This is a genomic window from Commensalibacter papalotli (ex Botero et al. 2024), assembly GCF_947179115.1.
Classification (GTDB): Bacteria; Pseudomonadota; Alphaproteobacteria; order Acetobacterales; family Acetobacteraceae; genus Commensalibacter; species Commensalibacter papalotli.
Genome location: NZ_CAMXCI010000001.1, coordinates 526,270 through 552,753 on the forward strand (window position 1 = coordinate 526,270; position 26,484 = coordinate 552,753).

Consider the following 26,484-nt stretch of genomic DNA (forward strand, 5'->3'; position numbering starts at 1 on the left):
TTTTTATAGAAACTTATCTATATATCCAGGAAATAATAATTTTATTTTAGCCTTTTCAATAGGATTGAGGTTTACGATCAGACGCATAAACTCTCTATTTTTATCCTTAGGTAACTGTTGAAATACAGGATATAATTCTTGTAAATTAGTCTGTTCACTCACATTAGCAAGATTCAAATAATCCAACTTTATTCCTTGTGAAACATAGTGGATATCCCAATAACAACAAGCTGAATGCTGTTCAGATATATCGTAAAAATTGATCTTTTGTGTATTCTGTTGTTCAAAGCCCAACTTTTTAGAGTCGTAAATAGAAAATACGTTATATTTTTGTTGATTCTCGTCAAATGAAACACGTAAATAATGTTCTAAAGATAATAAATATTGTCCTTCAATACTGAAGGATACAGGATAATATCGCTGATCGAATATTGCTGTTAAAACAACCACATTTGGCAAATATGGAAAAACAACACCTAAAACAGGAATTAAAGACTTCATTTCTGCTTCTAGCTCGGTGGTTTGCTTAAGCTGTTGATTGGTTACAGACACGTACAAATAGTGCTGGTTTGCACCCATCATACTCAATGTAATAGGTATATTTTCCTGGATATTAAATTTCTCTTTGAAATACTGATATAATGTAGGCTTTTGCAAGTCAGGATCTTTGGTTTCATAATTAAAGGAATGAAAGGATAAAGCTTCAAGAAAAGGTTTCGTTAGTATTTTTTCTCTGATCTCTTGGATAATTTGTTGATTGATCTTAGCTATATGTTGCCTTACTTTAGGCATCATCCTTAATGGCTCTACATCCACTGACATTGTATCAAAATGAAACCCATATTGTTGCCAGTGACGAAGACTGTCACCCAGATCATCTGTTCTTTTTTTTATACGTCCTACATATTGCTCCATACTACGACAAATATAGTGCATGACTTTGGCACCATCCCACTCAACATCTTTGTTCGGGCCACGCCATTCAACAGTTTTTCCTTGAACATCAACATATTTTGAAAAATCAATATCAAATTGATGTGGATTAATATAATTCATACCTATTTTTTCTGAACGAACAAAACTTTTGACCTGTTGATTATCTCCAAAAAAAAGGTCTGAATGTTCCAAAAACACTTCTACAGGAATACCCCTTGGCTGTATTACTTTATTCGCATTTCCATAAATACACCAATTAATTGCAACCCCGTCAGCATTCGGAAATTGTTCGAGGAAATCTGAAAAACTATTGTGATTATTTAAATAAACATACTCATCAGCATCAAAAAAACCAATCCAATCATATTTTCCCTTCGCCAATTGTGCCGCTTGCATAAAAGCATCACGCTGTCTCCAATAAAAATTTGGCTGTTCAATCGGATTTGTTCTTAGGATTTGTATATTATATAATTTTGCTGCTCCTTGAATAATTTCAAAGGTGCCATCGGTAGAATAATCATCAAATATAAAAAGCTTATCAACACCAAAAGCCTGATACCAAGCAATCCATCCAGCAATATCACTACATTCATTTTTAACAAATAAAGCTACTGCAACTTTTGTCATTAATGAATATTCCTTTAAATTGTATTTTTATTACTTAAACTAACCACTTTTAAATAAAAAAATGGGCAATCTTAATTAAAAGATTGCCCTAGTAAGGTAGCATAGAATAAGAAAAAAAATCAGAACATATTTAAGGTTAATCGCGCTTCATCACTCATTCGAGAAATATCCCAAGGCGGATCCCAAACAACCTCTACTTGTACTTGGGTAACCCCAGCCACTTTTTCAATAGCTTGTTGAATCATAATTGGTAATTCTTGGGCACTTGGACAATTAGGAGCTGTTAATGTCATTTCAACGTTAACTCTTCCATCATCATGCAGATCAACTGCATAAATTAATCCTAGTTCGTAAACATTAACAGGAATTTCTGGATCATAAACTGTAGAAATTGCATCAATTACTGCATTTTCATTAATCTCACCAGACTCTGTTGTTGTATTTTCACTATTAACCTGTGTGTCTTCTGGTGTCCATACCTCTACAACAGATTGAGGTTCCGCTTGATTTGTGTTTGGTTGCATATTTTCAGACAAAGAATCAACCTCTTGCAAATTCGTTGATGTTATTGAGTTATTTTCCATTCAGACACCAATAATAAATAATAATGAGATAATCATAAAACAAGTAAGAAATGAAATTTATTTTATAAACATCTGTTGAACAAGCTTTAATGTCTCGATAAAGACATCTATTTCTTGAAAATTTGTATAAATACCAAAACTGGCTCTGGCAACACTGGTATGATGTAACCGATGCAATAAAGGCTCGGCACAATGTGACCCAGCTCTTACAGCAATACCATTTTGATCTAATAAAGTCGCAATATCATGTGCGTGCGCATCATTCATAGTAAATGCAATAACACCACCACGCTTTTCAGGATTACCTAAGATAGATATACCTTCAATTGCCTGCATTTTTTCTAGAGCATAATTTACCAGTTGCTCGTCATGATTAATTATGTTGTCATATCCAATAGACAATACATAATCAATAGCAGCACCCAGCCCTACCACTTCCAGGATAGGCTGTGTTCCAGCTTCAAACCTGACAGGAGGTGGAGCCCATGTTGATTTTTCAAAAGTAACACGCTCAATCATATCCCCCCCACCCATAAAAGGAGGCATTTGTTCCAAAAGCGTTTTTTTACCCCACAGAATTCCAATACCTGTCGGACCATAAAGCTTATGTCCTGTAAAAGTATAAAAATCCACGTCGAGATCTTGGACATTCACTTTTTGATGTACAATACCTTGGCTGCCATCAATAAGGATCTTTGCCCCATGTTGATGCGCCATTGACGCGATCATTTTAATGGGATTAATCGTTCCCAAAACATTAGACATGTGCGTAATTGCAACTATCCCAATATCATTTTCAAGCAGAATTTGTTCTAAAGCAATTAAATCCAAGTCACCATGATCAGTAATAGGCGCTACAAATAAGTGCAGCCCCAAGCGATCTCTGAGCATTTGCCAGGGCACAAGATTAGCGTGATGCTCCATCTCAGAAATGACAACACCCTGCCCTTGACTTAACAAAGAACCAAAAGAGTAAGCAACTAAATTAATTGCTTCGGTACTATTTTTAGTAAAAACCACTTCTTCCGCAGAAGACGCTCCCATAAAATCAGCTATTTTTTGACGTACAGCTTCATATTGATCGGTCATTGCCTCGCTCATCGTATAAACCCCACGATGAACATTGGCATATTGCGTATAAACAGACTTCTGCATTGCTTCAATCACCTGAATAGGTTTTTGTGCGGATGCGCCACTATCTAAAAATACAAAAGGTTTCCCATTAATCTTTTGCTGTAATATCGGAAAATCATTTCTAATTTTCTCTACGTCAAAACCAACTGATTTTTGCATTATGTAATATCCTCTACGACTTCAACACCTAATTGCTCCTTGAACAAGTCTTTGGCAATAGGATCATGAATTTCTTCAACAGCTTGAGCCACAAAAGCATTAATTAAAATCTCTCTGGCCTGATCATAAGGTATTCCTCTGGCCATCAAGAAAAAAAGCTGATCTTCATCCAAAGCTCCGACTGTTGCCCCATGCGAGCATTTTACATCATCAGCATAAATCTCTAGTTCAGGTTTTGTATTAATTTCGGCTTGATCAGAAAGTAGTAGCGCCTGATTTTGTTGCTGTGCGTTTGTTTTTTGAGCTTTTTGGTGCACAAAGACTTTACCTTGAAAAACACCATGACTTTGATCTGACAAAATATTCTTTACATTTTGATCAGATTGACAATGCGGCACAAGATGAGAAAAAACAGTGGTTATATCAGCATGTTGTCTATCATGTAAATTTTGTACTGCTTGGAACGAAGCATTACACCATTCACCCTGAAGATCCATGTAGACTTCTTGCCTAGAGAACTTAGCACCTTTAGAAATTAAAAACTGTCGATATTTAGCATGATCAGCCAAGGTTACATAGAGATTTGAACAGTTAAAGCTCTCTAAAGAAGAATTAACTAATTTATTATATTCAAAATTAGCACCAGATCCTACTTTAACTTCACAAACTGGGTTTGTAAAATACTCTCCACTTCCAGCGTTCATTTCAATTACAGAAAGTTGAGATTGTTCTTGTAACTCTATATTTAATCGATAATGAAAAGAAGCCAAACCAGATTGATCTCCATATCCGAGATGAATCAGCAAGATTGTGCCACCGTGTTGGTTTTTTGGAACGTTTAATTGAATGGTTTGCTTGCCCATAGCATAATTAAGAGCAGTTATAACATCTCTTTGTGGCTGTCCTAAATTACCGTAAACATAATCTTTTAGTTCAAGCTCACAAGCTGAATTATGAAAAAAAGTAGAAAATTCTTCGATAATTTGACCATTAGCCAAAATTAAACGCGGTAATTTAAATAAAGCTTCAGAAGCGAAAATATTTTTTTCCAACCATGTTTGAATTTTCTTGTGCTCAACTTGACTAGGCTGCGTAAAAACATGCTGATTTACCCATCTAAGATCCGTGTATTTCCAAATCTCTGCTCGACGTGTGGGTAAACCATTATCGGTTAAAAAAGCCACTGCATTTTTTTGATCAGCACTCATCTCTTTTCCCCTTACTTGGGATAAAAGAGATTCAAGCCCTTTCAAATTATGATCTTCTGAATGATTAGGCATCAGCTTCTCCAACTAAGCGGCCATATCCTTCTGCTTCTAGTTGACGAGAAAGCTCTGGTCCACCTGTATGAATAATACGTCCTTTGGCCAAGACATGAATATAGTCAGGTTGAATATGATCAAGTAGTCTTTGATGATGGGTGATAATCAAAGATGAGAACTCAGGAGAACGCAGCCCATTAACCCCCTCAGCAACAATACGCAGCGCATCAATATCAAGACCACTATCCGTCTCATCTAAAATCGCAAAAGAGGGCTGTAATAATGTCATTTGCAAGACTTCATTACGCTTTTTTTCCCCACCAGAAAACCCAACGTTTACATTACGCTTTAACATATCAGTTGAGAAGGAAAGCTTTTTAGAAAGCTCTCTTATCAATTTTAAGAAATTAACAGGATCCAGTTCTTCTTCACCGCGAGCTTTACGCACTGAATTTACAGAGGTTCTGAGAAAATTGGCATTATTCACACCAGGAAGTTCAATAGGTGCCTGAAATGCCAAGAATAATCCTGCTGCTGCACGCTCGTCAGGAGACAATGCTAACAAATCTTGTCCTTTAAATGTTACTGATCCTTTGGTTACATTATAACTGGGATGTCCTGACAACACATAAGATAAAGTCGATTTTCCAGAACCATTTGGCCCCATAATCACATGGGTTTCTCCTGCAGGAATGGATAAATTAACACCTTTTAAAATTTCTTTACAGCTATTTTCAGCAGTCTCATCCATTACACAAGCATGTAAATCTCTGATTTCTAAAATATTATTCATCTTTTATTTACCCTACACTTCCTTCAAGACTAATTTGTAAAAGCTGTTGTGCTTCAACAGCAAATTCCATTGGAAGTTCTTTTAATACATCTTTACAAAAACCATTAACAATCAGCCCAATCGCTTCTTCTTGCGAAAGGCCGCGTTGTTGACAATAAAATAACTGTTCTTCAGAGATTTTGGACGTCGTGGCCTCGTGCTCTATTTTGACAGAGCTATTTTGACTTTCAATATAAGGCACCGTATGGGCACCACATTGATCCCCAATTAACAAACTATCACACTCTGTAAAATTTCGTGCATCTTTGGCTCTGGGCAACATTCTTACCAAACCACGATATGTGCTATCGGACTTGCCCGCACTGATTGTCTTGGCCAATATTGTCGAACGTGTGTTACGCCCTATATGGATCATCTTTGTTCCCGTATCGGCTTGTTGATGACCATTCGTTACCGCAACCGAGTAAAATTCACCAATAGATCCTTCGCCTTGCAAGATACAAGATGGATATTTCCACGTAATAGCAGAACCTGTTTCTACTTGTGTCCAAGAAATACGGGCGCGATCGCCACGACAAACACCTCTTTTGGTCACAAAATTATAAATACCACCCTTACCGTCTTTATCTCCTGGGTACCAATTTTGTACAGTGGAATATTTAATAAAGGCATCTTCCATAGCAACCAGTTCAACCACCGCCGCATGAAGTTGATTTTCATCACGTTGTGGTGCTGTACATCCTTCAAGATATGATACTGTCGCTTTATCATCAGCAATAATCAAAGTACGTTCAAACTGTCCCGTGTTCTTAGCATTAATTCGAAAATAAGTTGATAATTCCATCGGGCATCTCACCCCTTTTGGAATATAAACAAAAGATCCATCCGTAAAAACAGCAGAGTTTAATGCGGTATAGAAATTATCGCCTTGCGGAACGACACTGCCCAAATATTTTTTAACTAACTCTGGATAATCCTTGATCGCCTCAGAAATAGGGCAAAAAATAACACCAGCCTCCGACAACGTTTCTCTAAAAGTTGTCGCTACAGAAACACTATCAAAAACAGCATCAATAGCAATAGGCGCACGAACATCAGACATTTCCTCTGCCCCTTCAACACCTGCTAAGATAGCACGCTCTTTAAGAGGAATCCCGAGTTTTTCATAAGTTCTTAAAAGCTCTGGATCAACTTCATCCAAAGATTTTGGCCCTTTTTTCTTTTTTGGAGCTGCGTAATAATGTAAATCTTGGAAATCAATATTGGGATGATTAACTTTACCCCAATCAGGGGGCGTCATGGTCAACCACAATCTATAAGCCTTTAAACGCCATTCCAACATCCATTCCGGTTCTTCTTTACGCACAGAAATTAACCGAATAATATCTTCATTTAATCCTTTAGGAGCCATATCCATTTCAATTTGAGTTTCGAATCCCCACTTGTAGGTATTCGTTTCTAATTGTTTTAATAATGCTGGATCCTGAGTTAGTTTGGTCATTGTATCACTCTTGTTTCTTGAATACTTTTATCTTGTTTTAATAATTTTAACATGAATGAGTCATGGATTTCTTATCTTGCAAATCTGCAATTGTAATATTTTCAAATACATTACGTAACTGAAAACTAATTGCCTCCCATTTTCCGTATAATTCGCACTCCTCAGCAATTAACCTGCAATTATCTTTATCACAATTTACCAAATCAATGGGGCCTTCAATCGCAACAACGACTTGTGCAAGTGTTATTTCCTTTAAAGGGAATGATAAACTATAACCGCTTCCTGCGCCCCGACATGATTTAACTAAAGATGCACGTGTCAGCATTTTAAGAACTTTGGCTACTGTCGGTTCTGGAACACCCGTTTCAGTGGCTAGCACAGACGAGGACGTAGGTTTTTTAAACCTGGAAAGATGTATTAAGAGAATAGTGGCATAATCTGTTAATTTTGATATCTTTAGCATTAGATCATGTTTCAATCTTAAAAATAAACTGAATGACAGTTTAATGTTAAACATCTTTTTTATATAGGACTACTTTAGTCCATTTAAAAGAGTTTTAAAAGATTTTTTTATAAAATTAACAAAATACGTGCTAATTTGTATGCCCAAAACATAAATATAGAAATAAATATAATATTATACCGACAAGGAATCCCACCACAGAACCATTAATACGTATGTATTGTAAATCCTTACCTACACGAGTTTCTAAACGAGCAACAAGTGCATTACTATCCCATCCTGCCACTACCGTTTCTGTAAAACGAATCAACCATTCTTGTGTATGTGGCAAAGAGCGTATTACAGCGCTTTGAATCGTATTTACAACTTTTTCACGAACAACTGGGTCTTCACGTAATTGTGTTGCCAGATAGGTCAACGTGTCATTTATTAAGGTTTTCATCCAACCTTCATTATTTTCCAGATCTTCCTCAACCATCAAACGTATTTTTTGCCAAATATCTTCACGCCACTCTTGCACGCTCTCATGATCAACAAAAACTTTTAATGCTTCAGAAATTTTTTCGCCTCGTTCTGGGTTAGTCTCGAATTTATCAATCTCTTTTTTCATCCATTCAGCAACACCATGACGAAGATCTGAATCTTGAGGGTCTATACGATCCATCTCTTTACTCACTGCAACTAAGACTTTACTGGCAATGGAACCGCCAATCATCCAGCCTAAAAAACGTCCCCCTTGTTCGCGCACCCTGTCTTGAATTATATCCTTAAAATCTTGCTCTTTTTCTTTTAAATTCTTTTTAATAATTTCGAGTAAAAAAGAAACCACTTCTTGATGATGTTCATTGTCAACCATTGTCCGCAAAGCACGAACCATCAAAGGAGAAAGTGACTCACCACTTAATAAACGCGAAAATATCCGACCAATAAAATTACTTGCCCGACCATCTTCAAAACGATCCAACATATTTGGAACTGATTTTAAAATAATATTACTACAAATTTCTATATTCGCAGGATTAGATAAATATTGTGCTAAAATACTAGGGAAATCAATTTTATTTAAGGTTTGTGTAAGCTCTTCCTTTGTAAACACATAACGCGTAATAAAACGCCCCAACCCCTGCCCCAATCGTTTTTGTTGCATTGGAAGAATCGCAGTATGAGGTATAGGAATACCCATTGGGTGACGAAACAATGCCGTTACAGCAAACCAATCTGCAAACCCACCAATAAATCCTGCTTGAGTTCCTGTACGCATAACGTTAAGTAAAAAACTATCTTTGATAATTCCATAATAAGGTAACAAATAGCCTAAAAACGTAAGCACGCCCATCATCATCAATAGCCCTGTTGCTATACGACGATAGTGAACATAAGCTTGCCAAGCTATGCGCTCTGCCTCAGGTATTTTCTCCACAGTCTTTGCTTTTTCTTGCATTTTTTTAACTAAAATAGAATTTTATCTTTTCATTTTAACCATAATAATCAATCATAAATACCATATATCAAAATTATTTTATTATCATATGGATTATTTAATTATGAATAACACATCAGCAGCATCTTCTCATATGTTAGATCAATTAGTTACCTTAACAACTCAGTTGATGTCTAAACATAATCATGAACCTACAGAAAATCCCGTTTTAATTTTATCACAAAAAATTAAACAACAGTTGAAATCAGGAGAGCTCTCATTTGATGTGTTAAAAGAAATTATTCAACAACTCAGGGATTCTGCTTTCCTATCCCATGCTATTCATTTGCAAAAATATGTGAATAATCCAGAAAAAAAAATTATTCATGAACGAATTGACACTATTGTTCAAAATATTGTTCAGCAAGCGACAATAAAACATGAGACTAATACAGCTGAAAGTTTTGAGTGTTTTAAACAACTAGTTGAAAAAAGCCAATTTGCAGCTGTATTCACAGCTCATCCAACATTTTCTGTTGCCAATGCTGTTTACACGGCCCTTGCTGATATGGCCAGTCATCCCATTACTAAAGAAACTCAGGTGCCCTTTTTCTCTACACATCGCAGGGTAGCACCTCCAACTTTGAAAGAAGAGTTAGGATTGGCAATTCATGCCATAGAGCGTGCTCGTAATGCGTTAGATATGTTTAATCGTTATTTATTCGATGCTGCACAAAGACACTGGCCTGATTATTGGACAACACTAACACCATGTTCGATTTTACTCAGCAGCTGGGTTGGATATGATACTGATGGACGAACTGATATTGGTTGGTGGGACAGTTTAAATATCCGTCTCCAGATGAAAGAGTTACAATTACAGCGTTTATATTATCAACTTGAACCTATTGCTAATGGAGTAGAAGATCTAAAACAACATGTTTCTTTGGCATTAAAAACCGTTAAAAATCAAAGAGAACTTTGCCCCACCAGTGCTGATCCTGATCAATTCTCTGATTTTGCCAGAGTTCTTATCGAAAATCGGCAAGATGCACTGCTTTCTACAGATGATTTAATACCTTTTTTTGATCAAGCATTAAAGCAAGTCGATGAAAATCATAAAATTGATTTATTAATAGCGCGTGCTGGTTTTATTAGCCACGGCTTAAGCCTGTCACACACACATGTAAGATTAAATTCTGTCCAAGTACATAATATGGCACGTCAACGTTTGGGAATTACCAGCAATCCTGATAATCGCTCTCATACGAGAACCCTTTTCAATACTATTAACACTGCATTGGGGCATGTTTCAGCAATTCCTGTTGATTTTGGCTCTTTGTTAACTGAAAAAGCATCTGCCAGTACGTTAATGATGTTGTTAACACAAATTATTAAACATATTGATACTAAAACCCCTATTCGCTTTTTAATCGCTGAAACTGAAAATGGATATACTTTACTCGTTGCATTATGGTTGGCCCGTTTATTTGGAATTGAAAAACAAATAGAAATTTCACCTTTATTCGAAACAGATGCGGCGTTACAACATGGCTCTAATATTATAGAACAAGCACTTCGTTCCTCTCATTGGAGAGAATATTTGCGCAATACAGGCAAGTTGTGTTTGCAATTCGGATATTCAGATTCTGGAAGATTTGTAGGGCAGATTGCTGCGACCTATGAGATTGAAAGATTACGTCGTAAAATTGCAGCTCTTTTGAGTAAATATGATTTAACAGACGTCGAAATTGTTCTTTTCGATACCCACGGTGAAAGCATGGGTCGAGGCGGACACCCCTTTAGTATGGAGGATCGCCTAGAATATCTTTCTCCTAAAAACACACAATTATTTTTCAAAAAAAATGGTATATCCACACGTCAAGAAACTGCTTTTCAAGGTGGTGATGGGTATCTACTCTTTGGCTCTCAAGCATTAGCAAATGCCACAATCAGTATTATCGCAAAGCATGTGTATAATTTCGAACTGGATGAACATGATCCAATTTATGAAGAAGCTGATTTCAGTGCTGATTTCTTCTCTACCATCAGTTCAGAAATGAAAGACCTAGTCAAAGATAAAGGATACGGAACTTTACTGAGTGTCTTTGGCCCTGCCATGATTGATCGCACTGGCTCTAGAGCTGCAGTTAGACAAAGCGATGCTTATGCTAGCTCTACACACATAAAACAACCAAGAGAGCTAAGGGCTATTCCTAATAATGCAATCCTACAACAGCTTGGATGGTGCGCGAATACCTTACAAGGTTTAGGAACAGCAGCATCAGCTAATCCTGAAACCTTTCAAGATATGTTAAGAAATAGTCCTCGCTTTAGACGTTCACTAGATTTTGCACGTCATGCATTAAAACATTCAAATCCAGCAGTATTACGAGCAATTATATATATGCTTGACCCTGGAATTTGGTTGGATAGAGCAAGTTCTGAGGACAACCCTAATATACAAGAATCCTATTTGTCATTAGCTAAAGGCCTTCGAAGAATGGACTTATGGTCTAGTACCCAAGCTACTTTTCATCGGGTTCAGGGCGATCATATTACTTTGCTTTCCATCTGGAAAGAAGCTCCTTCTATGGATGCTAAAGAAATATTGCTTCATGCTATACGCTTGACGGTCATTGAAGAAATTTGGATGCTTTCAACACAAATTCCTTATTTCTCCCCTTATCATGAATTTAGCAGAGAGGCATTGGAAACAAAAATTTTATCATTAGAAATCCCAACTGCTTTAAATTTATTATTACATGTATTTCCCCAAGCAGGAGAACATATTTCTGATCTTTATTTTTATGAACCAAAAGCTCCACGTAATGAAGGCGCTTATGAAATGGATGATCGTCAGATTTTCAAACCCATTCAAAAGAATTTTGATCTTATCCGTGAAATAAGTGTTGCTTTAATTCATCGATTACACGCTTTTGGTTAATTTTTTATTTTAGATATTGTTTTTATCTAATTTTAGTACATCTTTATCATTAATACTGATAACAAAATAAAAAGGAATAATAATGTCAATCATTGGGGCAATCATAATAGGGTTTATTATAGGCGCTATTGCTAAATTGTTAATGCCAGGCAAACAACCTGGTGGATTTATCGTAACTATTATCCTTGGAATTGCAGGATCTAGCTTTGCAACGTGGCTAGGGCAAGCTTTAAATATATACCATAATGGAGAAAAGGCAGGGTTTATATTCTCTGTCGTAGGTGCACTAATCATCTTATATCTATACAAAAAAGCTATAGAAATTATGTATAATAATCCGAATACTTAGATTCTCATAAAAGCTGTTTTTGTTTAATAAAGCAGCTTTTTTAAATTTTTCAAAAAAAAGTTTATTAATCTGTTTTTTGAAATATGGATATAAATAAAAATCTACATAACTTGCTTAAATATAAGCTATAAAAATAGAAACCGTAGCTCCAGTAGTAATTGTTAAAAGTAAAAAAATTACTTCGATACGTGGATCCTATAATAACAACACAACTATGCAATAAATAAAGCGGAAAATTGATATATCCCAAAAGACGAGAAATTTGAAGCTTATGTACAAATGTTTCGTGGGAAAGAAAATCTATAAACATTAATGGTATGAAAGCTATTATATAAAAATAGCCTAAAACACTATGCGTTTGAACATAAACACCAATAAAATATACAACTAATGCAAGCAAAGCGAATATAGAGAAAAATTAATTTTAGTATCTTTAAAAAACCAATTTTTTGTTAAATCAAAACAAATTGAACAAATAAGTATAGAAATAAAGGCTTTCGATAGAGTTAGTTGAACCTATACAGGGTTATAATACATTAGTAATGTAGAAAATAATATAAAATACATCAGAGCTTGCAACATAATTACCATGATTTTGGTTATATTTACAGAACAAAACCATCTAAACTGTCGAAACGAACATCAATAGCCACAATCAAGCTAATCTGGTAAGAAAATACTTTATAAAACTTCCTGAAGAATGCACATATGACAGAATAAATCCTGACATAATAAAAATACATAACTCTTAAATAAGCACCAATAAATGGACGATTATTAGTCCAACGAGATGAACTCAATAAAACACTAACAGCAAGGCTTTCACGAAGCCCTTCAGAGACATCAAATCACTTGATATTCATATTTTAACTTAAAGCTGATATTATCTATTTTTAAAAAATTAAGTAATCATAAAAAAAGCGAATACCAATCAGGCATTCGCTTTTAATTAAACTATCAATTTAATCTTTTATGCAGATTGACTGATAATATCATCAGCAACATTACGAGGTACTGGATCATAATGATGGAATTGCATTGTAAATGATGCACGTCCTTTGGTCATAGAACGTAGATCAGAAATATAACCAAACATTTCTTTCAAAGGAACATAAGCACGAACCATAACGGTGCTGCCTGCTGTTTCTTGATTTTGTATCATACCACGACGACGGTTAAGATCGCCCACCACATCACCAACGTGATCATTTGGTGTGGTGATTTCAACATCCATAATTGGTTCAAGAATAACTGGACCAGCTTTTTTCATACCTTCACGGAAACATGCTTTACCAGCGATTTCGAACGCTAATGCAGAAGAGTCGACATCATGGTATTTACCGTCAACCAACGTAAATTTGAAGTCAACTGTTGGGAAGCCAGCTAGAACACCAGAAGATGCCTGATTTCTAATCCCTTTATCAACAGCTGGGATATACTCTCTTGGCACAGAACCACCAACAATTTTATTTTCGAAAATAATACCTTCATTACGTTCGGTAGGTTCGAAAATAATTTTTACTTCAGCGTACTGACCAGCACCACCAGATTGCTTTTTATGGGTATAAATTTCAGTATGAGGTTGAGTAATCGTTTCACGATAAGCAACTTGAGGCGCACCAATATTCGCATCAACACCATATTCACGGCGTAAACGATCAATAATAATGTCAAGATGAAGCTCACCCATACCAGAAAGGATGGTTTGTCCGGTTTCTTGGTCTGTTTTCAATTGTAAAGATGGATCTTCAGCAGCCAATTTTTGTAAAGCAAGTGTCATTTTTTCCACTGCTTCTTTTGTTTTTGGCTCAACAGAAATGTCAATAACAGGCACTGGGAATTGCATACGTTCCAAAATAACAGGATCAGAACCATCAGCCAGCGTATCACCAGTTTTTGTATCTTTTAATCCAACAAATGCAGCAATATCACCTGCATGAACTTCTTTAAGTTCAAGACGTTTATCAGCATGCATTTGGAAAATACGACCAATACGCTCTTTATGACCGTGTGTTGTGTTCAACACTGTATCACCAGAACGTAATACACCACGATAAACACGAACGAAGGTCAATGAACCATATTTATCATTGATAATTTTAAATGCTAGGCCTGCAAATTTTCCATCTGGATCAACAGGAATAATTGGCAATGTGTTTTCATCAACTTCTTCATCCTCTGGAGGTGCAATACGAATACCTTCAACATCATCAGGAGCTGGTAAATAATCAATAATTGCATCTAACAAAGGTTGAACCCCTTTGTTTTTAAATGAAGAACCGCAAACTACTGGACGGAATTCACCAGAAATTGTACCTTTTTTAATACATTTCTTTAGAACTTCAACAGAAACATCACCGTTTTCAAAATACTCTTCCATTGCTGAATTATCAACAGCTAGCGCTGTATCTAGCAAATTTTGACGCCATTCAGCAGCTTTTTCTTTTAACTCTTCAGGAATTTCTACAACGTTAAATTTCGCGCCTAGCTCATCACCTTCCCAGATCAATGCTTTCATTTCTACAAGGTCAACGATACCTTGAAGATTTTCTTCAGCTCCAATTGGGAATTGCAATGGAATTGCAATAATATCTAATTTTTCTTTTAATGTGCTGAATGCATAATCGAAATTAGCACCCGTACGATCTAATTTATTAATATAAATTACACGTGGAACATTATAACGATCAGCTAAACGCCAGTTCGTTTCAGATTGTGGCTGAACACCAGCAACACCTTCAATAACGAATACAGCACCATCAAGAACACGCAAAGAACGATTTACTTCGATATTAAAATCGATGTGGCCTGGGGTGTCAATGATGTTAATACGATGATCTTTCCATTCACAAGTCACCGCAGCAGAGGTAATTGTAATCCCTCTTTCACGTTCTTGATCCATGTAATCGGTTGTGGTGTTTCCATCGTGAACCTCACCAATCTTATGAGAAACACCAGTGTAATATAAAATACGTTCAGTTGTTGTTGTTTTACCTGCATCAATATGTGCGGTAATACCTATATTACGGATTTTTGAAAGTTCAGACTGGGCGGACAAAGGAAAACCTCCACAAACGATGAAAGATACGATATTTTAATAAGATTCAAGATATTCGTATCAAATCGATAATAAACAAGAATACCCTCTCAATAAATAATTATTAAAGAGGGCTTTTTTCTATAAAGTTTTAAGTAAAGAATTAAGCTGTAACAGCTTCTTTCTTATTACGCGCTTGAAGAATACGGCGTTTAATCACCATTGCTTCTTCTGTAAGTTTGCGATTCGGTGTTGTTAACAAAAAGCTATCCAAACCACCATTATGTTCAATAGTACGCAAACCATGGTTTGTTACACGTAAACGAATTGATTGTCCTAGAATATCGGACAACAAAGAGTAATCTTGCAAATTGGGCAAGAAACGACGGCGGCTTTTATTGTTGGCGTGACTGACATTATTTCCTGTCAACACACCTTTGCCTGTAATTTGGCAACGGCGAGACATGCGTTTATCCTCAGATAATAAAGCCGACACACGAATGCTCGGCAAGAATAACAAATACTTAATATGTTCTAAATGACTAAAATTGCGGTATTAGTCAAGGGTCTTAAGTGTATTTACATCAAAATCTGGAAAAATTCTATAAAATAAAATCATTCATCAGATTGTTTTGCTTGAATTGCCCACATACTGGCATAAAAACCATTTTTTGCAAGTAAGAATTCATGCGTTCCCTGCTCCTTTATTTTACCATCTATCATAACCAGGATTAAATCAGAGTGAACTATTGTAGATAAACGGTGCGCAATAGTCACGACGGTCCTTCCTTTGGCAACACTATCCAAAGCCTGCTGTATTTCTTGCTCTGTGCGACTATCTAATGCGCTTGTTGCTTCATCCAAGATTAAAATACGAGGATTCTTTAAAATAGCTCGGGCAATCGCTATACGCTGCTTCTCACCCCCAGATAGCTTTAATCCACGCTCTCCAACGTAACTCTGATATCCATCAGGTAAACTTTGAATAAAATTATGAATTTGTGCTAATTTTGCAGCATGTTCTATTTCTTCTTTACTGCATCCAAGACGACCATAAGCAATATTATATTCAATTGTATCATTAAAGAGGACTGTATCTTGTGGTACAACGCCAATTGCAGCCCTTAAATTAGACTGCGTATACTCACGAATATCTTGACCATCAATCATCACAGAGCCAGAATTCACATCATAAAACCTAAAAAGCAAACGGCTAATTGTTGATTTTCCTGCCCCGGTTGGTCCTACAATTGCTACCTGATTCCCTGGTTTGGCATCAAAGCTTATACCGTGTAATATTTCTCGATCTTCATCATAACCAAAATAAACATCACGAAACTTGATACTAGCAGGCCCAGCCTCGGATAAATTGGCTGGTAAATGCTGAGTATGCTCTCGATTATCGACTTCAGAATCTTGAGATAACAAAGAAAACATATTTTCCAAATCTACAATCGATTTTCTGAGGTTTGAATACACACTTCCAAGGAAATTTAATGGTTGATATAATTGCATTAAATAAGTATTAATCAGCACAAATTTACCAACAGAAAACTTACCTTGCACGATATCATGGGCAGCAAGGATCATCACAGAGGTAAGCGCCGTTGCAATAATAAATGACTGTCCAAAATTGAGACCATTTAAAGTCATTTGTGTTGTGATTGAAGCTTTTTCATAACGTGCAAGAGATTCGTCATAACGTTTGATCTCATGTGCTTCATTACCAAAATATTTTACAGTTTCATAATTTAGTAAACTATCCAAAGCACGGTTATTAGCTTCGTTATTAATTTCATTCATTTGTCGACGAATTTGAATACGCCAAGATGTAAATAAAATTGTGAATAAAAAATAAGCTGCAATGGCAATGCAAACTAACGTTGTATATCGCCAATCATATAAATTTGCGATAACAATTAAAACCATCAGAGCTTCGATTAAGGTCGGGACAATACTAAACACCCCCACTCTTAAAATAGTCTCTACCCCTTCACTTCCACGTTCGATTGCTCGGGTAATAGCACCTGTATGACGGTTTAAATGGAACTTTAATGAAAGGTTATGCATATGCTCAAAACATCTGAGTGTAATGGTGCGCATTACCCGAAAACGCAAAGGGGCAAACACTGTATCTTTGAGTTCAGAGCATAGACTAGATATAATTCGAATAAGCCCATACCCTAAAATAAGCCATAAAGGGATATAAATTAAATTTTGCCCATCTGTTTTAGACAAAACATCGACAACTTTACTGTAAAGATACGGAATACCCAAAGCAGATACTTTGGCAATAACCATTAAAAGAGTTGCAAAAACCAACTGTAAACGCATCATGGGTTGATGCTTTGGCCACAGATAAGATAAAAGCTCAAGCAAAGTTGACCAGCCTGATCGATTACTATCTTTGGCAGAAAAAAGGAATTTAGAGTATCTTGACATATTCAATTATTAATTGTTGTAAAAAAATATATACTAGAAGAATATAAAATTTAAATACAGACAATAACGTCTTTCTTGTAAATTATTTAAATCATTACAGTTCATGTAATAACAAAGGTTATTAATGCAAGCCACTGATTTTAAAACATTATTAAACTATATAGAAAAGTGTAATACTGCACATTTACACAAAGATTTTCTACCTTTCAGAGCAAATGATCAAATTATAGGATGGGTTAAACCAGAGTTTATAAACACCCTATATCAGTATGGTATCTTTAAAGCTGATGATCAAATTAACACTCTACCCCCTACAATAAGTTTAGAATCTTTGGGTCAAAAAATAATTCAAGATAAGCTTGTTCAAACTATGAATGAATTGTTTGACGTTTATCCTTCTCCTCATGCAAAGCCCATCGGACAAATTGATCGTGCTGTTTTACCCCCTTTGGGTTTTATCGGCACAGGCGTTCATCTGAATGGCCTGCTCAAGGATGGAGATAATATCTACCTATGGGTTGCTAAACGATCCCCACATAAGCGTCTTGATCCAGGCAAACTTGATCATATCGTTGCTGGAGGTATTCCTGCAGGACATACTCATCAAAGTGCCTTAGCCAAAGAGGCAGAGGAAGAAGCTAATATTCCTCATCAGCTAATTATTCAGGCTCAATATACTAGCATGGTAACCTACAGCATGATTCGCCCTGAAGGTTTGCGTCGAGATGTCTTATATTGTTATGATTTATGGCTACCGCAAGATTTCATACCCACACCCAATGACGGAGAAGTTGTCGGATTTGAGTTAATGAAAATTGAAGATGTTTATAGGCGTGTTTGCGATACTAATGATTTTAAGTTTAATATTAATCTCGTTTTAATCGATTTATTTTTACGTTTGGGTGTTATTTCTGCTAAATCAGCCAATGCACAAATATTAAAAATCGGGTTAAGAGGAAAATTATTTCCTTGATATAAACTCTAACTTCTATGCAAAACTAGCCAAATATAGCACTCACTTTATCTTTTCTATTCATACAATAATAGAAAAGAGTTTTACTTACCTGATAACGAAGCTTTTAAAAAATATGACCAAAAATCAAACTATCCATTCAAACAGAGACGCAAGTGTGGATAATTTTAGAGGTATTGCAACAATATCCATCATTTTTATTCATACCGTATTTTGGAGTGGCAGACATTATATCCCAGATTATATGAGGAATATTGCTTTATTTTTTGATGTTCCTATATTTTTTCTTTTAGCTGGATTTTCCCTTCGTCTATCTCAACGACTTAATCCTGTTAAACAGATATTTAAACTGATTTATTTCTTCACCTTTGTGGTTATTTTTATTAATTTAATATTGGGACACTTTGATTTTCAACATATTCTTGAATCAATAACCTTAAATAGCGCAATCGTTACAAGATTGCGGGTTATTGATGGATCTTATTGGTTCGTTCCTATGTATTGCTCGGCACTCATAGCATCTTGTGGTCTTATTCAAACCATAGGAAAAACAAGCCTATTTTTAATCCCGATCTCAATAATTTACTATGTTTTACATTATAATCATTTATACAGCATCAATCTTCATTTCATGGGATCAAGTGTAAACGGATTATTGTTTTATACCTCAGTCATGCTATTTGGTTATTATGTTTACGAGTATAGAGGAAAAATTTTCTGGCCTCTCTTATCCATACTATCATTATGTATTTTTCTAACGATGATCTATTATCACCCTAATGATTTTGACCTGCAATCCTCAAAATTTCCTACTAACTTGCCTTATATAATAGCCTCAATGGTTTCTATTTTTCTTGTGATGTTTTGTAACTCCAACAAGAAAATACCACTTCTTAATTTCGTAGGAAATAAAGCTATATTTTTCTATGCTGGGCAAGGAGTTGGTGCTTCTGTTCTATATTTTATAGACCAAGATTTTAATATGATTTGGTATTATAAATTAATTTGTTTATTTTGTATTAACTTAATAATTACTTTTATAGCATCATTTATTTTAATGTTCATTTATACAACTATATCAAAAATATTTTATAAATTTAAATCGAAATTAACAGTCTGAAACTGTTCAATTTTAATGGTTAGGCATTATTGCAAAAATCAAAAGATGCCTGACCATTATCACTTTAATTAATCTGCAAAAATAACCGTTTTACTTCCGTTCAAAATGACACGGTTTTCTACATGATATCGAACGGCTTTAGCCAATACACGACGTTCAATATCACGTCCTTTGCGTACCAAATCATCAGGCACATCACGATGACTGACCCTTTCAACATCTTGCTCAATAATAGGGCCTTCGTCTAAATCTTCGGTCACATAATGAGCCGTAGCACCAATCAGTTTTACCCCACGCGTAAAGGCCTGATGATAAGCTTTTGCTCCCTTGAACCCAGGTAAGAAAGAGTGATGAATATTAATACACTGACCAGGTAGTTTTTTAACCATATCAGAAGATAAGATTTGCATATAACGCGCTAAAACCACTAACTCAGAGCGCGTTTCCTTAATAATATCCCATAATTGTTGCTCTTGTTCTTTTTTTGTGTCTTTAGAAATTGGCAGATAATAAAATGGAATATCTTTCATATCTATATGTGCATATTCCTCTTTTGGATAGTTCGCAACAATCGCCACGGGATCAATCGGCAACTCACCTATCCGCCAACGATATAATAAATCGACCAAACAATGATCCATTTTAGATACCATCAGCATCACACGCCTACGTTTTGAGCGATTATGTAAAGACCAAGTCATATTAAATTGAGAAGCTAACGCCTCTATACGCGCGTGCAACCATTCATAAGTTTCATCGTGATCTTGCAAAGCAAAAACAACCCGCATAAAAAAACGTCCTGATGGGTCGTCATGCTGTTGAGATTCTAAGATATTTGCTTTAGCCTCAAATAACCCTGTTGAAATCACCGACACAATTCCTGGTCGATCTGGGCAAGAGAGGGTTAGTACATACTCAATAATACCGTTAACTTTTGTCATTTGTTGATAGCTTGCTTTTTAATTTTTATTGATCGGTAATTATACACATTTTTAATTAACATGGCAGTAATTATCATAGTGGCATTTAGAAAATATTATTTTGGTTAAATGAACAAAATCTATTCGAATTTATTAAGAAATTTCTCTACCGTGTCTAAATATACAGAACCTTGCCTGTGTTGAAAATAAACCCTATATGGGACTTTACATTTTCTGACTTAAAAATAATGAAGCAATATCCATAACTTCTTTTATTCATTCAGAATTTTTCTCTTATATAACTAAAGTATATCAAGCAATCTAAGGTGGCAAATCCAAAGCCCCATCTTTAAAAAACCACAGCAATTTTTTATCATTGTTATGCATCATTTTATAAACTCAATGTTTGATCTTTTTGGAGCTATGGGTATATTATGATATTGTTTTCTATATAAAAACGTTTTGCCTGATCGCTGTCAAGAGTAGATAATCCCGCTAGAAAAGCGTCTGCATATAAATCCGGGTCTAATGCACTGTTTTCAGATTTTTTGGAATCAGAATCAACAATTACTTGAGCAATATCGAGCAATATCCCATCCATTACATCCATAATACTTATTATTTGCAAACTTTCCCATTGTAAAGTCCAGTCACGATCACACTCTGTGTACGCTATTAAGTCATCACCAGCTATTTCTTTAAACGTAACAATTTTTAGAGTAAGAGGGTTTTGTAGTGCAAAAACGTCAGACTCCATTTTTACCTTTTTATATGCAAGAATTTTAGAAGCTCTTATTTCTCCAGCTTGATAGATAGGCATAAAATTATTTAAAACAATTAAGAAAATATACTCTGGTTTGCTATCAATAGTGAAAAATGTTACTGGTAATACATCCTCATAACCATCATGCAAACTGGTATGAGCTAGCCTACCATTCTTTTTATCAACAACGACTTTAGTTAAAAAAAATGTATCGACTTGATAAATTGAAACCTTTTCTATCTTAGTAGGAGTAAAAGCTTGGTTTGAGTCTTCTTTGTTTTCATGAATTGCATTATTTTCCGACATTACATCTCGTTCTTTTAACTTATTTTGATTTAACTTAATTTCTTTGATTTTTTTTACAATTTCAAGTGAAGTTTAATGTTATATTTTATAAATATAAGCATACAAAGCATCAATTCGCTTCAATTTTATTAGCTCATAAAGATCACTTGTATTACAAGCATTAAACAAACCTATCCCAGTATTAGATATATGTATATCCCTTCTACTGTTTAATTATTCAATATAATGTTCTTTACTAAGAAAGGCGTAATCCTTTTTAACAGCAAAGGACTAATCTTGTGCTGCTACGGTTCATCTTTGTATAGCTCTTGCCACAACACAGCAAATTGATGCGGATTGATATAACATCATCGCCATTTGGAACAGCCACATCTAAATATACAAGCCAATCAAATTCACCTTTAAACTTTTCAAATGCACTCATATAAGTTTTTCTACGGTGCTCATTAAAACTTAGCAGTGATACGGCACTTTTGAACAAATATCAAAAATTGTTGCTGCAGCATTGACTACTCCCCAAGTTGGATTTGAAGAGTAATCATATAGTTTAATAAAACTATATAGCTTTTGAAAGCTTTGATAATAAGTTCATTTTTTTAAAAATCATAATTATTTCATTTTCACCGTAAAAGCCGGCATTTCTCTATCTTTATTAATGTTTTCTAAAAATATTCTGGCAGTATTTAAAGCCTCTGCAATTGTAACATCCATATCTAAATAACGATATGTTCCTAAGCGTCCTACAAAAGTAACATTGTTTTCAGCTTCGGCTAGATCAACATATTGTTCTAGCTGTGTCATCTCTCCAACCAAACGAATAGGATAATAAGGCAGATCTTTTTCTGTACATAAACGACTAAATTCTTTATACATTACTGAATCACCATGGTTTTCCCACGGTGCAAAATATTTATGCTCGGTAATACGAGTATAAGGAACGCTTTCTTCTCCATAATTCATCACTGCTGTACCTTGATAATCACCTTGATAGGTGAATTTATGAAAATCCAAAGTACGATAAGCTAAACGTCCATATTGATAATCAAAATAAGCATCCAATGGACCGCTATAAAATACATGGCGATACTTGGTTTGGTCTGCCTTATCAAACTTGGTATTTAATGAAATTGTAATATTTTGATGATCCAAAATATGATCGATAATGACAGTGTATCCATCCTTTGGCATACCCTGAAATTTATGACTAAAATAATTATCATCATAATTAAAACGGACTGGTAAACGTTTTAAAATTGAAGCTGGCAACTCAGAGGGATGCAATCCCCATTGCTTCAAAGTATAACCTTTGAAAAATGCTTCATATAACTCTTTACCCACAAATTTCAACGCTTGCTCTTCAAATGATTTTGGCTCTGTTATAGACACATCACCTTTACCAGCAATAAATTCTTTTGCTTCATCTGGTGAGAATGTTTTATGAAAAAATTGATTAATCGTATGTAAATTAATCGGTAAAGAAAATACTTGTCCATTTACTGTCGTTTTTACACGGTTCACATAAGGCATCATTTCAGCATACTGGTTAAGGAAATTCCAAACTTCTTCGTTATCAGTATGAAAGATATGCGGACCATAAGTATGCACCATCACCCCAGTTTCTTCGTCACGCTCAGAGTAACAATTCCCAGCAGTATGATTACGTTCATCAATTATATGAACATCATATCCATCTTCGGCCAACAAACGCCCAATAACCGCACCAGAAAAGCCTGCACCAACGATAAGTATTTTTTTATTTTCCATTATCTCTCTTTAACTCTCTACAAAGTGCCAATTTTTTTCTTATAACAAATATTAGAATTTTAGCATACTAATCATTACAAAATTACTCTATCTATAAACTAAATTCTATTTCAGTTGTTTATGTACCTTGGAATTAAATAAAACAACCTGATTTAAATTGGTTAAACCGAGCACACACTGCATTTCTTCTACTCTACTGCCAGCTGCACGAAGATAAAAAGTTTGGCAATTTGCCCACAATTAATCGTTTTGTGGTGTCATTTCGTAATATAAAACATTTACTGAATTACCAAGATCATCAAGATTTCTTTAATAATTATACTTTTTTCAGTTTCTCTTTACTCAAAAAGAAATTGATATCCACAGTTTTACGCGGAGAAAATTGAAAGAAAAGAAGCAAACCTATATGATAATAGTCACTACAAATAACTTCAAAATGTCTTCATTTACGATTTTATCTTCTTTAGTAAAAACAACTAATATCGTTAAAACATCTTGTTTTACTCTAGGTTGATCCCCTATGATCTTATCAATATTTATATAATATGAACTTTTACTTTCAAAAAATAAGCTTTATCCCATTCAAATGGCGTTATTTCGTGCAAACGCATCATACAGCTTTCTTGGTTTTTACATTTTGATTTTATTGAAGAATATAATAGTTCTTCTAATAAAGTAGGCATAAAAAACAACCATAGAACTATACAACTTACAACAAAAAATATAATTTTTTAACCAATTTTCTTACACTTTATCATTATAGTTTTATTTTCAATTAAGGATTATCCTAGTATAAAGAACACAAAGTTAAATATCTTTATTCTCACATCATTTTATTTATATTTATTGAAGGATTAACCCCTCTTATGACATCACTCTTGCCCCCAATAACATCAAAGAAAATCAAGCAGATCGAACAACTTGGATATCAACGCACAGATGCATATGCTTGGCTCAAGGATGAAAATTGGCAAGAAGTGTTACATAATCCAAAATATCTTAAGAAAGAAATAGAAACCTATTTAATACAAGAAAACAACTATACAGAAAACTATCTTGCACAAACCAAACCTTTGCAAGAAAACCTCTTTCAATCTATGAAAAATCGTATTGTTGCCAAAGATAATAGCCCAGAATTAGAAGATGGCGATTGGATTTATCTTTCTCACTATGAAGAAGGAAACGAATATAAAACCTATTACCGAAGATCTATTCATAGTCCTGCCGAACAACTTATTCTAGACCCTAATCTACAAGCAACAAAAACAGACTATTACAAAGTCGGTTATATCGAACACAGCCCTACTCATCAGCATCTTGCTTATGCAGAAGATACCCAGGGTTCTGAAATTTGGGATATTCGTATCAAAGATCTAAATACAAATACGCTTTTACCTCAAACAATCTCTCTCTGTGCAGGACAATTTACGTTCTCACCTTGCGGCGTTTATCTATTCTGGATTTATAGAGACGAACATGGTCGCCCCACCAAAATCTACCGTCATGAACTTTGCTCTGGAAATGATATATTAATCTATGAAGAAAAAGATCCTGGATTTTTCCTCTCTTTAGAGCGCAGCCTCTCTAATAACTGGATTTTTATTACAGCTAATGATCATGATACAAACGAAACTTGGCTCATTTCTGCGAAAACGCCAACGGCTGATCCTATTTGCGTTATGCCCCGCCAATCTGGTATTCAATATGAGTTAACAGACTGGCAACATCATTTTATTATCAAAACTAACCTAGACGCAGCAGATAATTTTAAACTGATGCGCCTTCCCATACCCAACACACAAAATTTATCACAAGCGAACTTATCTTCTGACTATTGGCAATCATGGGTAGAACATGATCCTCAAATATATCTTATGAATATGATTGCCTATCAAGATTATTTTATTCGTTTGGAACGCCATGACGTTAACACTCGCCTTATTATTACCAATAAAGAAGGCGAAGAAACCCCAGTATTAGGCACTGAAGAAGCTTTCACTTTATCCATAGATAAAACTTTAACGAATCAATCCGAATGGTTGCGTTACAGCTATCAATCCCCTACTACTCCACGACATTGGTATCACTATAATATGCGCACAGGGGAACAAAAAACACTTAAGCTTCAAGAAATCCCCTCTGGTCATAATCCTAAAGACTATCAAACTAAACGTTTGTGGGCGACGGCTTCAGATGGTGTAAAAATTCCCATAACACTTACATATCGTAAAAATATAAAATTAGAAGGTAGAACACCAGTTTTACTCTATGGGTATGGCTCTTATGGTTATGCTATTGATCCAACTTTTTCGAATAATGCACTAAACTATATGGATCAAGGATGGATTTATGCGATTGCTCACGTGCGCGGTGGCTCTGAAAAAGGTTGGAATTGGTTCTTAGAAGGGCGCAAATATAATAAAATAAACAGTTTTACTGATTTTATATGTTGTGCTGATTATTTAATTGAACAAAACTATACACAAGCTGGCTATATTGTTGCTGATGGCAGGTCTGCTGGAGGAATGATAATGGGTTATATTGCCAATGAGCGTCCAGATCTATTTGCCGCGATCGTGGCCGTGGTTCCTTTTGTAGACGTGTTAAACACCATGTCTGATACATCTCTACCCTTAACCCCTCCAGAGTGGCCAGAATGGGGTAATCCCATTAAAGACGAACAAGCATATAAATACATTGCCAGTTACTCTCCTTATGATAACATAAAGAAACAAGACTATCCTGCAATATTAGCTATTGGTGGGTTAACTGATCCAAGGGTAACCTACTGGGAACCTGCAAAGTGGATTGCTAAATTAAGAGAGCATAATCTCTCTGATGCTCCATTACTCTTAAAAATTAATATGGATACTGGGCATGGAGGATCGGCGGGACGATACGATTCCCTTAAAGAGGCTGCTTTTATTCAAGCGTTTGCTCTTTTAACGATTCATTCTAAACAATCTAATCAAATTTAATTAAAG

General features: G+C 35.1%; 19 protein-coding genes. 5 read left to right on the forward strand and 14 right to left on the reverse strand.

Annotated elements, in window-relative coordinates; all coding sequences use genetic code 11:
* Positions 1 to 3: 3 nt before the first annotated feature.
* From QMN76_RS02430 to QMN76_RS02465, 8 genes are all read right to left on the reverse strand, one after another.
* Positions 4 to 1,563, reverse strand: a complete 1,560-nt coding sequence (locus QMN76_RS02430; protein ID WP_282023884.1) for a glycosyltransferase family 2 protein — start codon at positions 1,561 to 1,563, stop codon at positions 4 to 6.
* Between the two features lie 119 nt (positions 1,564 to 1,682).
* Positions 1,683 to 2,087 carry an SUF system Fe-S cluster assembly protein gene (locus QMN76_RS02435; protein ID WP_051461968.1) on the reverse strand — a complete coding sequence of 135 codons (405 nt, stop codon included), beginning with the start codon at positions 2,085 to 2,087 and terminating at the stop codon, positions 1,683 to 1,685.
* 117 nt (positions 2,088 to 2,204) lie between these two features.
* On the reverse strand, positions 2,205 to 3,440 hold the full coding sequence (locus tag QMN76_RS02440) for an aminotransferase class V-fold PLP-dependent enzyme (protein WP_282065674.1): 1,236 nt from the start codon (positions 3,438 to 3,440) through the stop codon (positions 2,205 to 2,207).
* The gene (gene sufD / locus QMN76_RS02445; RefSeq protein WP_282023882.1) at positions 3,440 to 4,720 is read right to left on the reverse strand and encodes a Fe-S cluster assembly protein SufD; all 1,281 of its coding nucleotides are present in this window, start codon (positions 4,718 to 4,720) and stop codon (positions 3,440 to 3,442) included. The genes QMN76_RS02440 and sufD overlap by 1 nt, the downstream gene beginning before the upstream one ends.
* On the reverse strand, positions 4,713 to 5,495 hold the full coding sequence (sufC, locus tag QMN76_RS02450) for a Fe-S cluster assembly ATPase SufC (RefSeq protein ID WP_282023881.1): 783 nt from the start codon (positions 5,493 to 5,495) through the stop codon (positions 4,713 to 4,715). The genes sufD and sufC overlap by 8 nt, the downstream gene beginning before the upstream one ends.
* 7 nt (positions 5,496 to 5,502) lie before the next feature.
* Positions 5,503 to 6,996: a Fe-S cluster assembly protein SufB gene (gene sufB, locus QMN76_RS02455; protein WP_034336737.1), complete on the reverse strand. Its 1,494-nt coding sequence runs from the start codon at positions 6,994 to 6,996 to the stop codon at positions 5,503 to 5,505.
* Positions 6,997 to 7,042: 46 nt separating this feature from the next.
* Entirely contained in the window at positions 7,043 to 7,459 is a 417-nt protein-coding gene (locus QMN76_RS02460) for an RrF2 family transcriptional regulator (RefSeq protein ID WP_282023880.1), read from the reverse strand.
* 130 nt (positions 7,460 to 7,589) lie between these two features.
* Positions 7,590 to 8,900 carry a DUF445 domain-containing protein gene (locus tag QMN76_RS02465; protein ID WP_282023879.1) on the reverse strand — a complete coding sequence of 437 codons (1,311 nt, stop codon included), beginning with the start codon at positions 8,898 to 8,900 and terminating at the stop codon, positions 7,590 to 7,592.
* A gap of 103 nt (positions 8,901 to 9,003) precedes the next feature.
* On the opposite strand from QMN76_RS02465, the gene QMN76_RS02470 reads away from it, so the two are divergent.
* A complete protein-coding gene (locus QMN76_RS02470) occupies positions 9,004 to 11,826 on the forward strand; it encodes a phosphoenolpyruvate carboxylase (RefSeq protein ID WP_282023878.1) in 2,823 nt (940 codons plus the stop codon).
* A gap of 82 nt (positions 11,827 to 11,908) precedes the next feature.
* Positions 11,909 to 12,175, forward strand: a complete 267-nt coding sequence (locus QMN76_RS02475) for a GlsB/YeaQ/YmgE family stress response membrane protein (protein ID WP_034336731.1) — start codon at positions 11,909 to 11,911, stop codon at positions 12,173 to 12,175.
* Between the two features lie 970 nt (positions 12,176 to 13,145).
* Here the strand turns inward: QMN76_RS02475 and fusA are convergent.
* The 3 genes from fusA to QMN76_RS02490 all read right to left on the reverse strand — a co-directional run bounded on the left by fusA (position 13,146) and on the right by QMN76_RS02490 (position 17,654).
* Complete coding sequence (gene fusA / locus QMN76_RS02480; RefSeq protein WP_034336726.1) at positions 13,146 to 15,233, reverse strand: elongation factor G; 2,088 nt, start codon at positions 15,231 to 15,233, stop codon at positions 13,146 to 13,148.
* Positions 15,234 to 15,375: 142 nt separating this feature from the next.
* Positions 15,376 to 15,678, reverse strand: coding sequence for a 50S ribosomal protein L28 (gene rpmB, locus QMN76_RS02485; protein ID WP_034336724.1), 303 nt, complete (start codon positions 15,676 to 15,678; stop codon positions 15,376 to 15,378).
* Positions 15,679 to 15,827: 149 nt separating this feature from the next.
* Positions 15,828 to 17,654: an ABCB family ABC transporter ATP-binding protein/permease gene (locus tag QMN76_RS02490; RefSeq protein WP_034336721.1), complete on the reverse strand. Its 1,827-nt coding sequence runs from the start codon at positions 17,652 to 17,654 to the stop codon at positions 15,828 to 15,830.
* 124 nt (positions 17,655 to 17,778) lie between these two features.
* On the opposite strand from QMN76_RS02490, the gene QMN76_RS02495 reads away from it, so the two are divergent.
* Both QMN76_RS02495 and QMN76_RS02500 read left to right on the forward strand, forming a co-directional pair.
* A complete protein-coding gene (locus tag QMN76_RS02495) occupies positions 17,779 to 18,627 on the forward strand; it encodes an NUDIX hydrolase (protein WP_282023877.1) in 849 nt (282 codons plus the stop codon).
* Between the two features lie 115 nt (positions 18,628 to 18,742).
* A complete protein-coding gene (locus QMN76_RS02500; RefSeq protein WP_034336717.1) occupies positions 18,743 to 19,747 on the forward strand; it encodes an acyltransferase family protein in 1,005 nt (334 codons plus the stop codon).
* Positions 19,748 to 19,815: 68 nt separating this feature from the next.
* Here QMN76_RS02500 and purU read toward each other — a convergent pair whose 3' ends face one another.
* The 3 genes from purU to glf form a co-directional block, all read right to left on the reverse strand.
* Positions 19,816 to 20,688 (reverse strand): formyltetrahydrofolate deformylase, encoded by an 873-nt coding sequence (gene purU / locus QMN76_RS02505; RefSeq protein WP_034338803.1) that lies wholly within the window; start codon positions 20,686 to 20,688, stop codon positions 19,816 to 19,818.
* Positions 20,689 to 21,088: 400 nt separating this feature from the next.
* A complete protein-coding gene (locus QMN76_RS02510; protein ID WP_282023876.1) occupies positions 21,089 to 21,736 on the reverse strand; it encodes a hypothetical protein in 648 nt (215 codons plus the stop codon).
* A 609-nt stretch (positions 21,737 to 22,345) separates the two neighbouring features.
* The gene (gene glf / locus QMN76_RS02515) at positions 22,346 to 23,500 is read right to left on the reverse strand and encodes a UDP-galactopyranose mutase (protein ID WP_282023875.1); all 1,155 of its coding nucleotides are present in this window, start codon (positions 23,498 to 23,500) and stop codon (positions 22,346 to 22,348) included.
* 866 nt (positions 23,501 to 24,366) lie between these two features.
* Between glf and QMN76_RS02520 the strand changes: the two genes are divergently transcribed.
* The gene (locus QMN76_RS02520) at positions 24,367 to 26,478 is read left to right on the forward strand and encodes a S9 family peptidase (RefSeq protein WP_282023874.1); all 2,112 of its coding nucleotides are present in this window, start codon (positions 24,367 to 24,369) and stop codon (positions 26,476 to 26,478) included.
* Positions 26,479 to 26,484 lie beyond the last annotated feature (6 nt).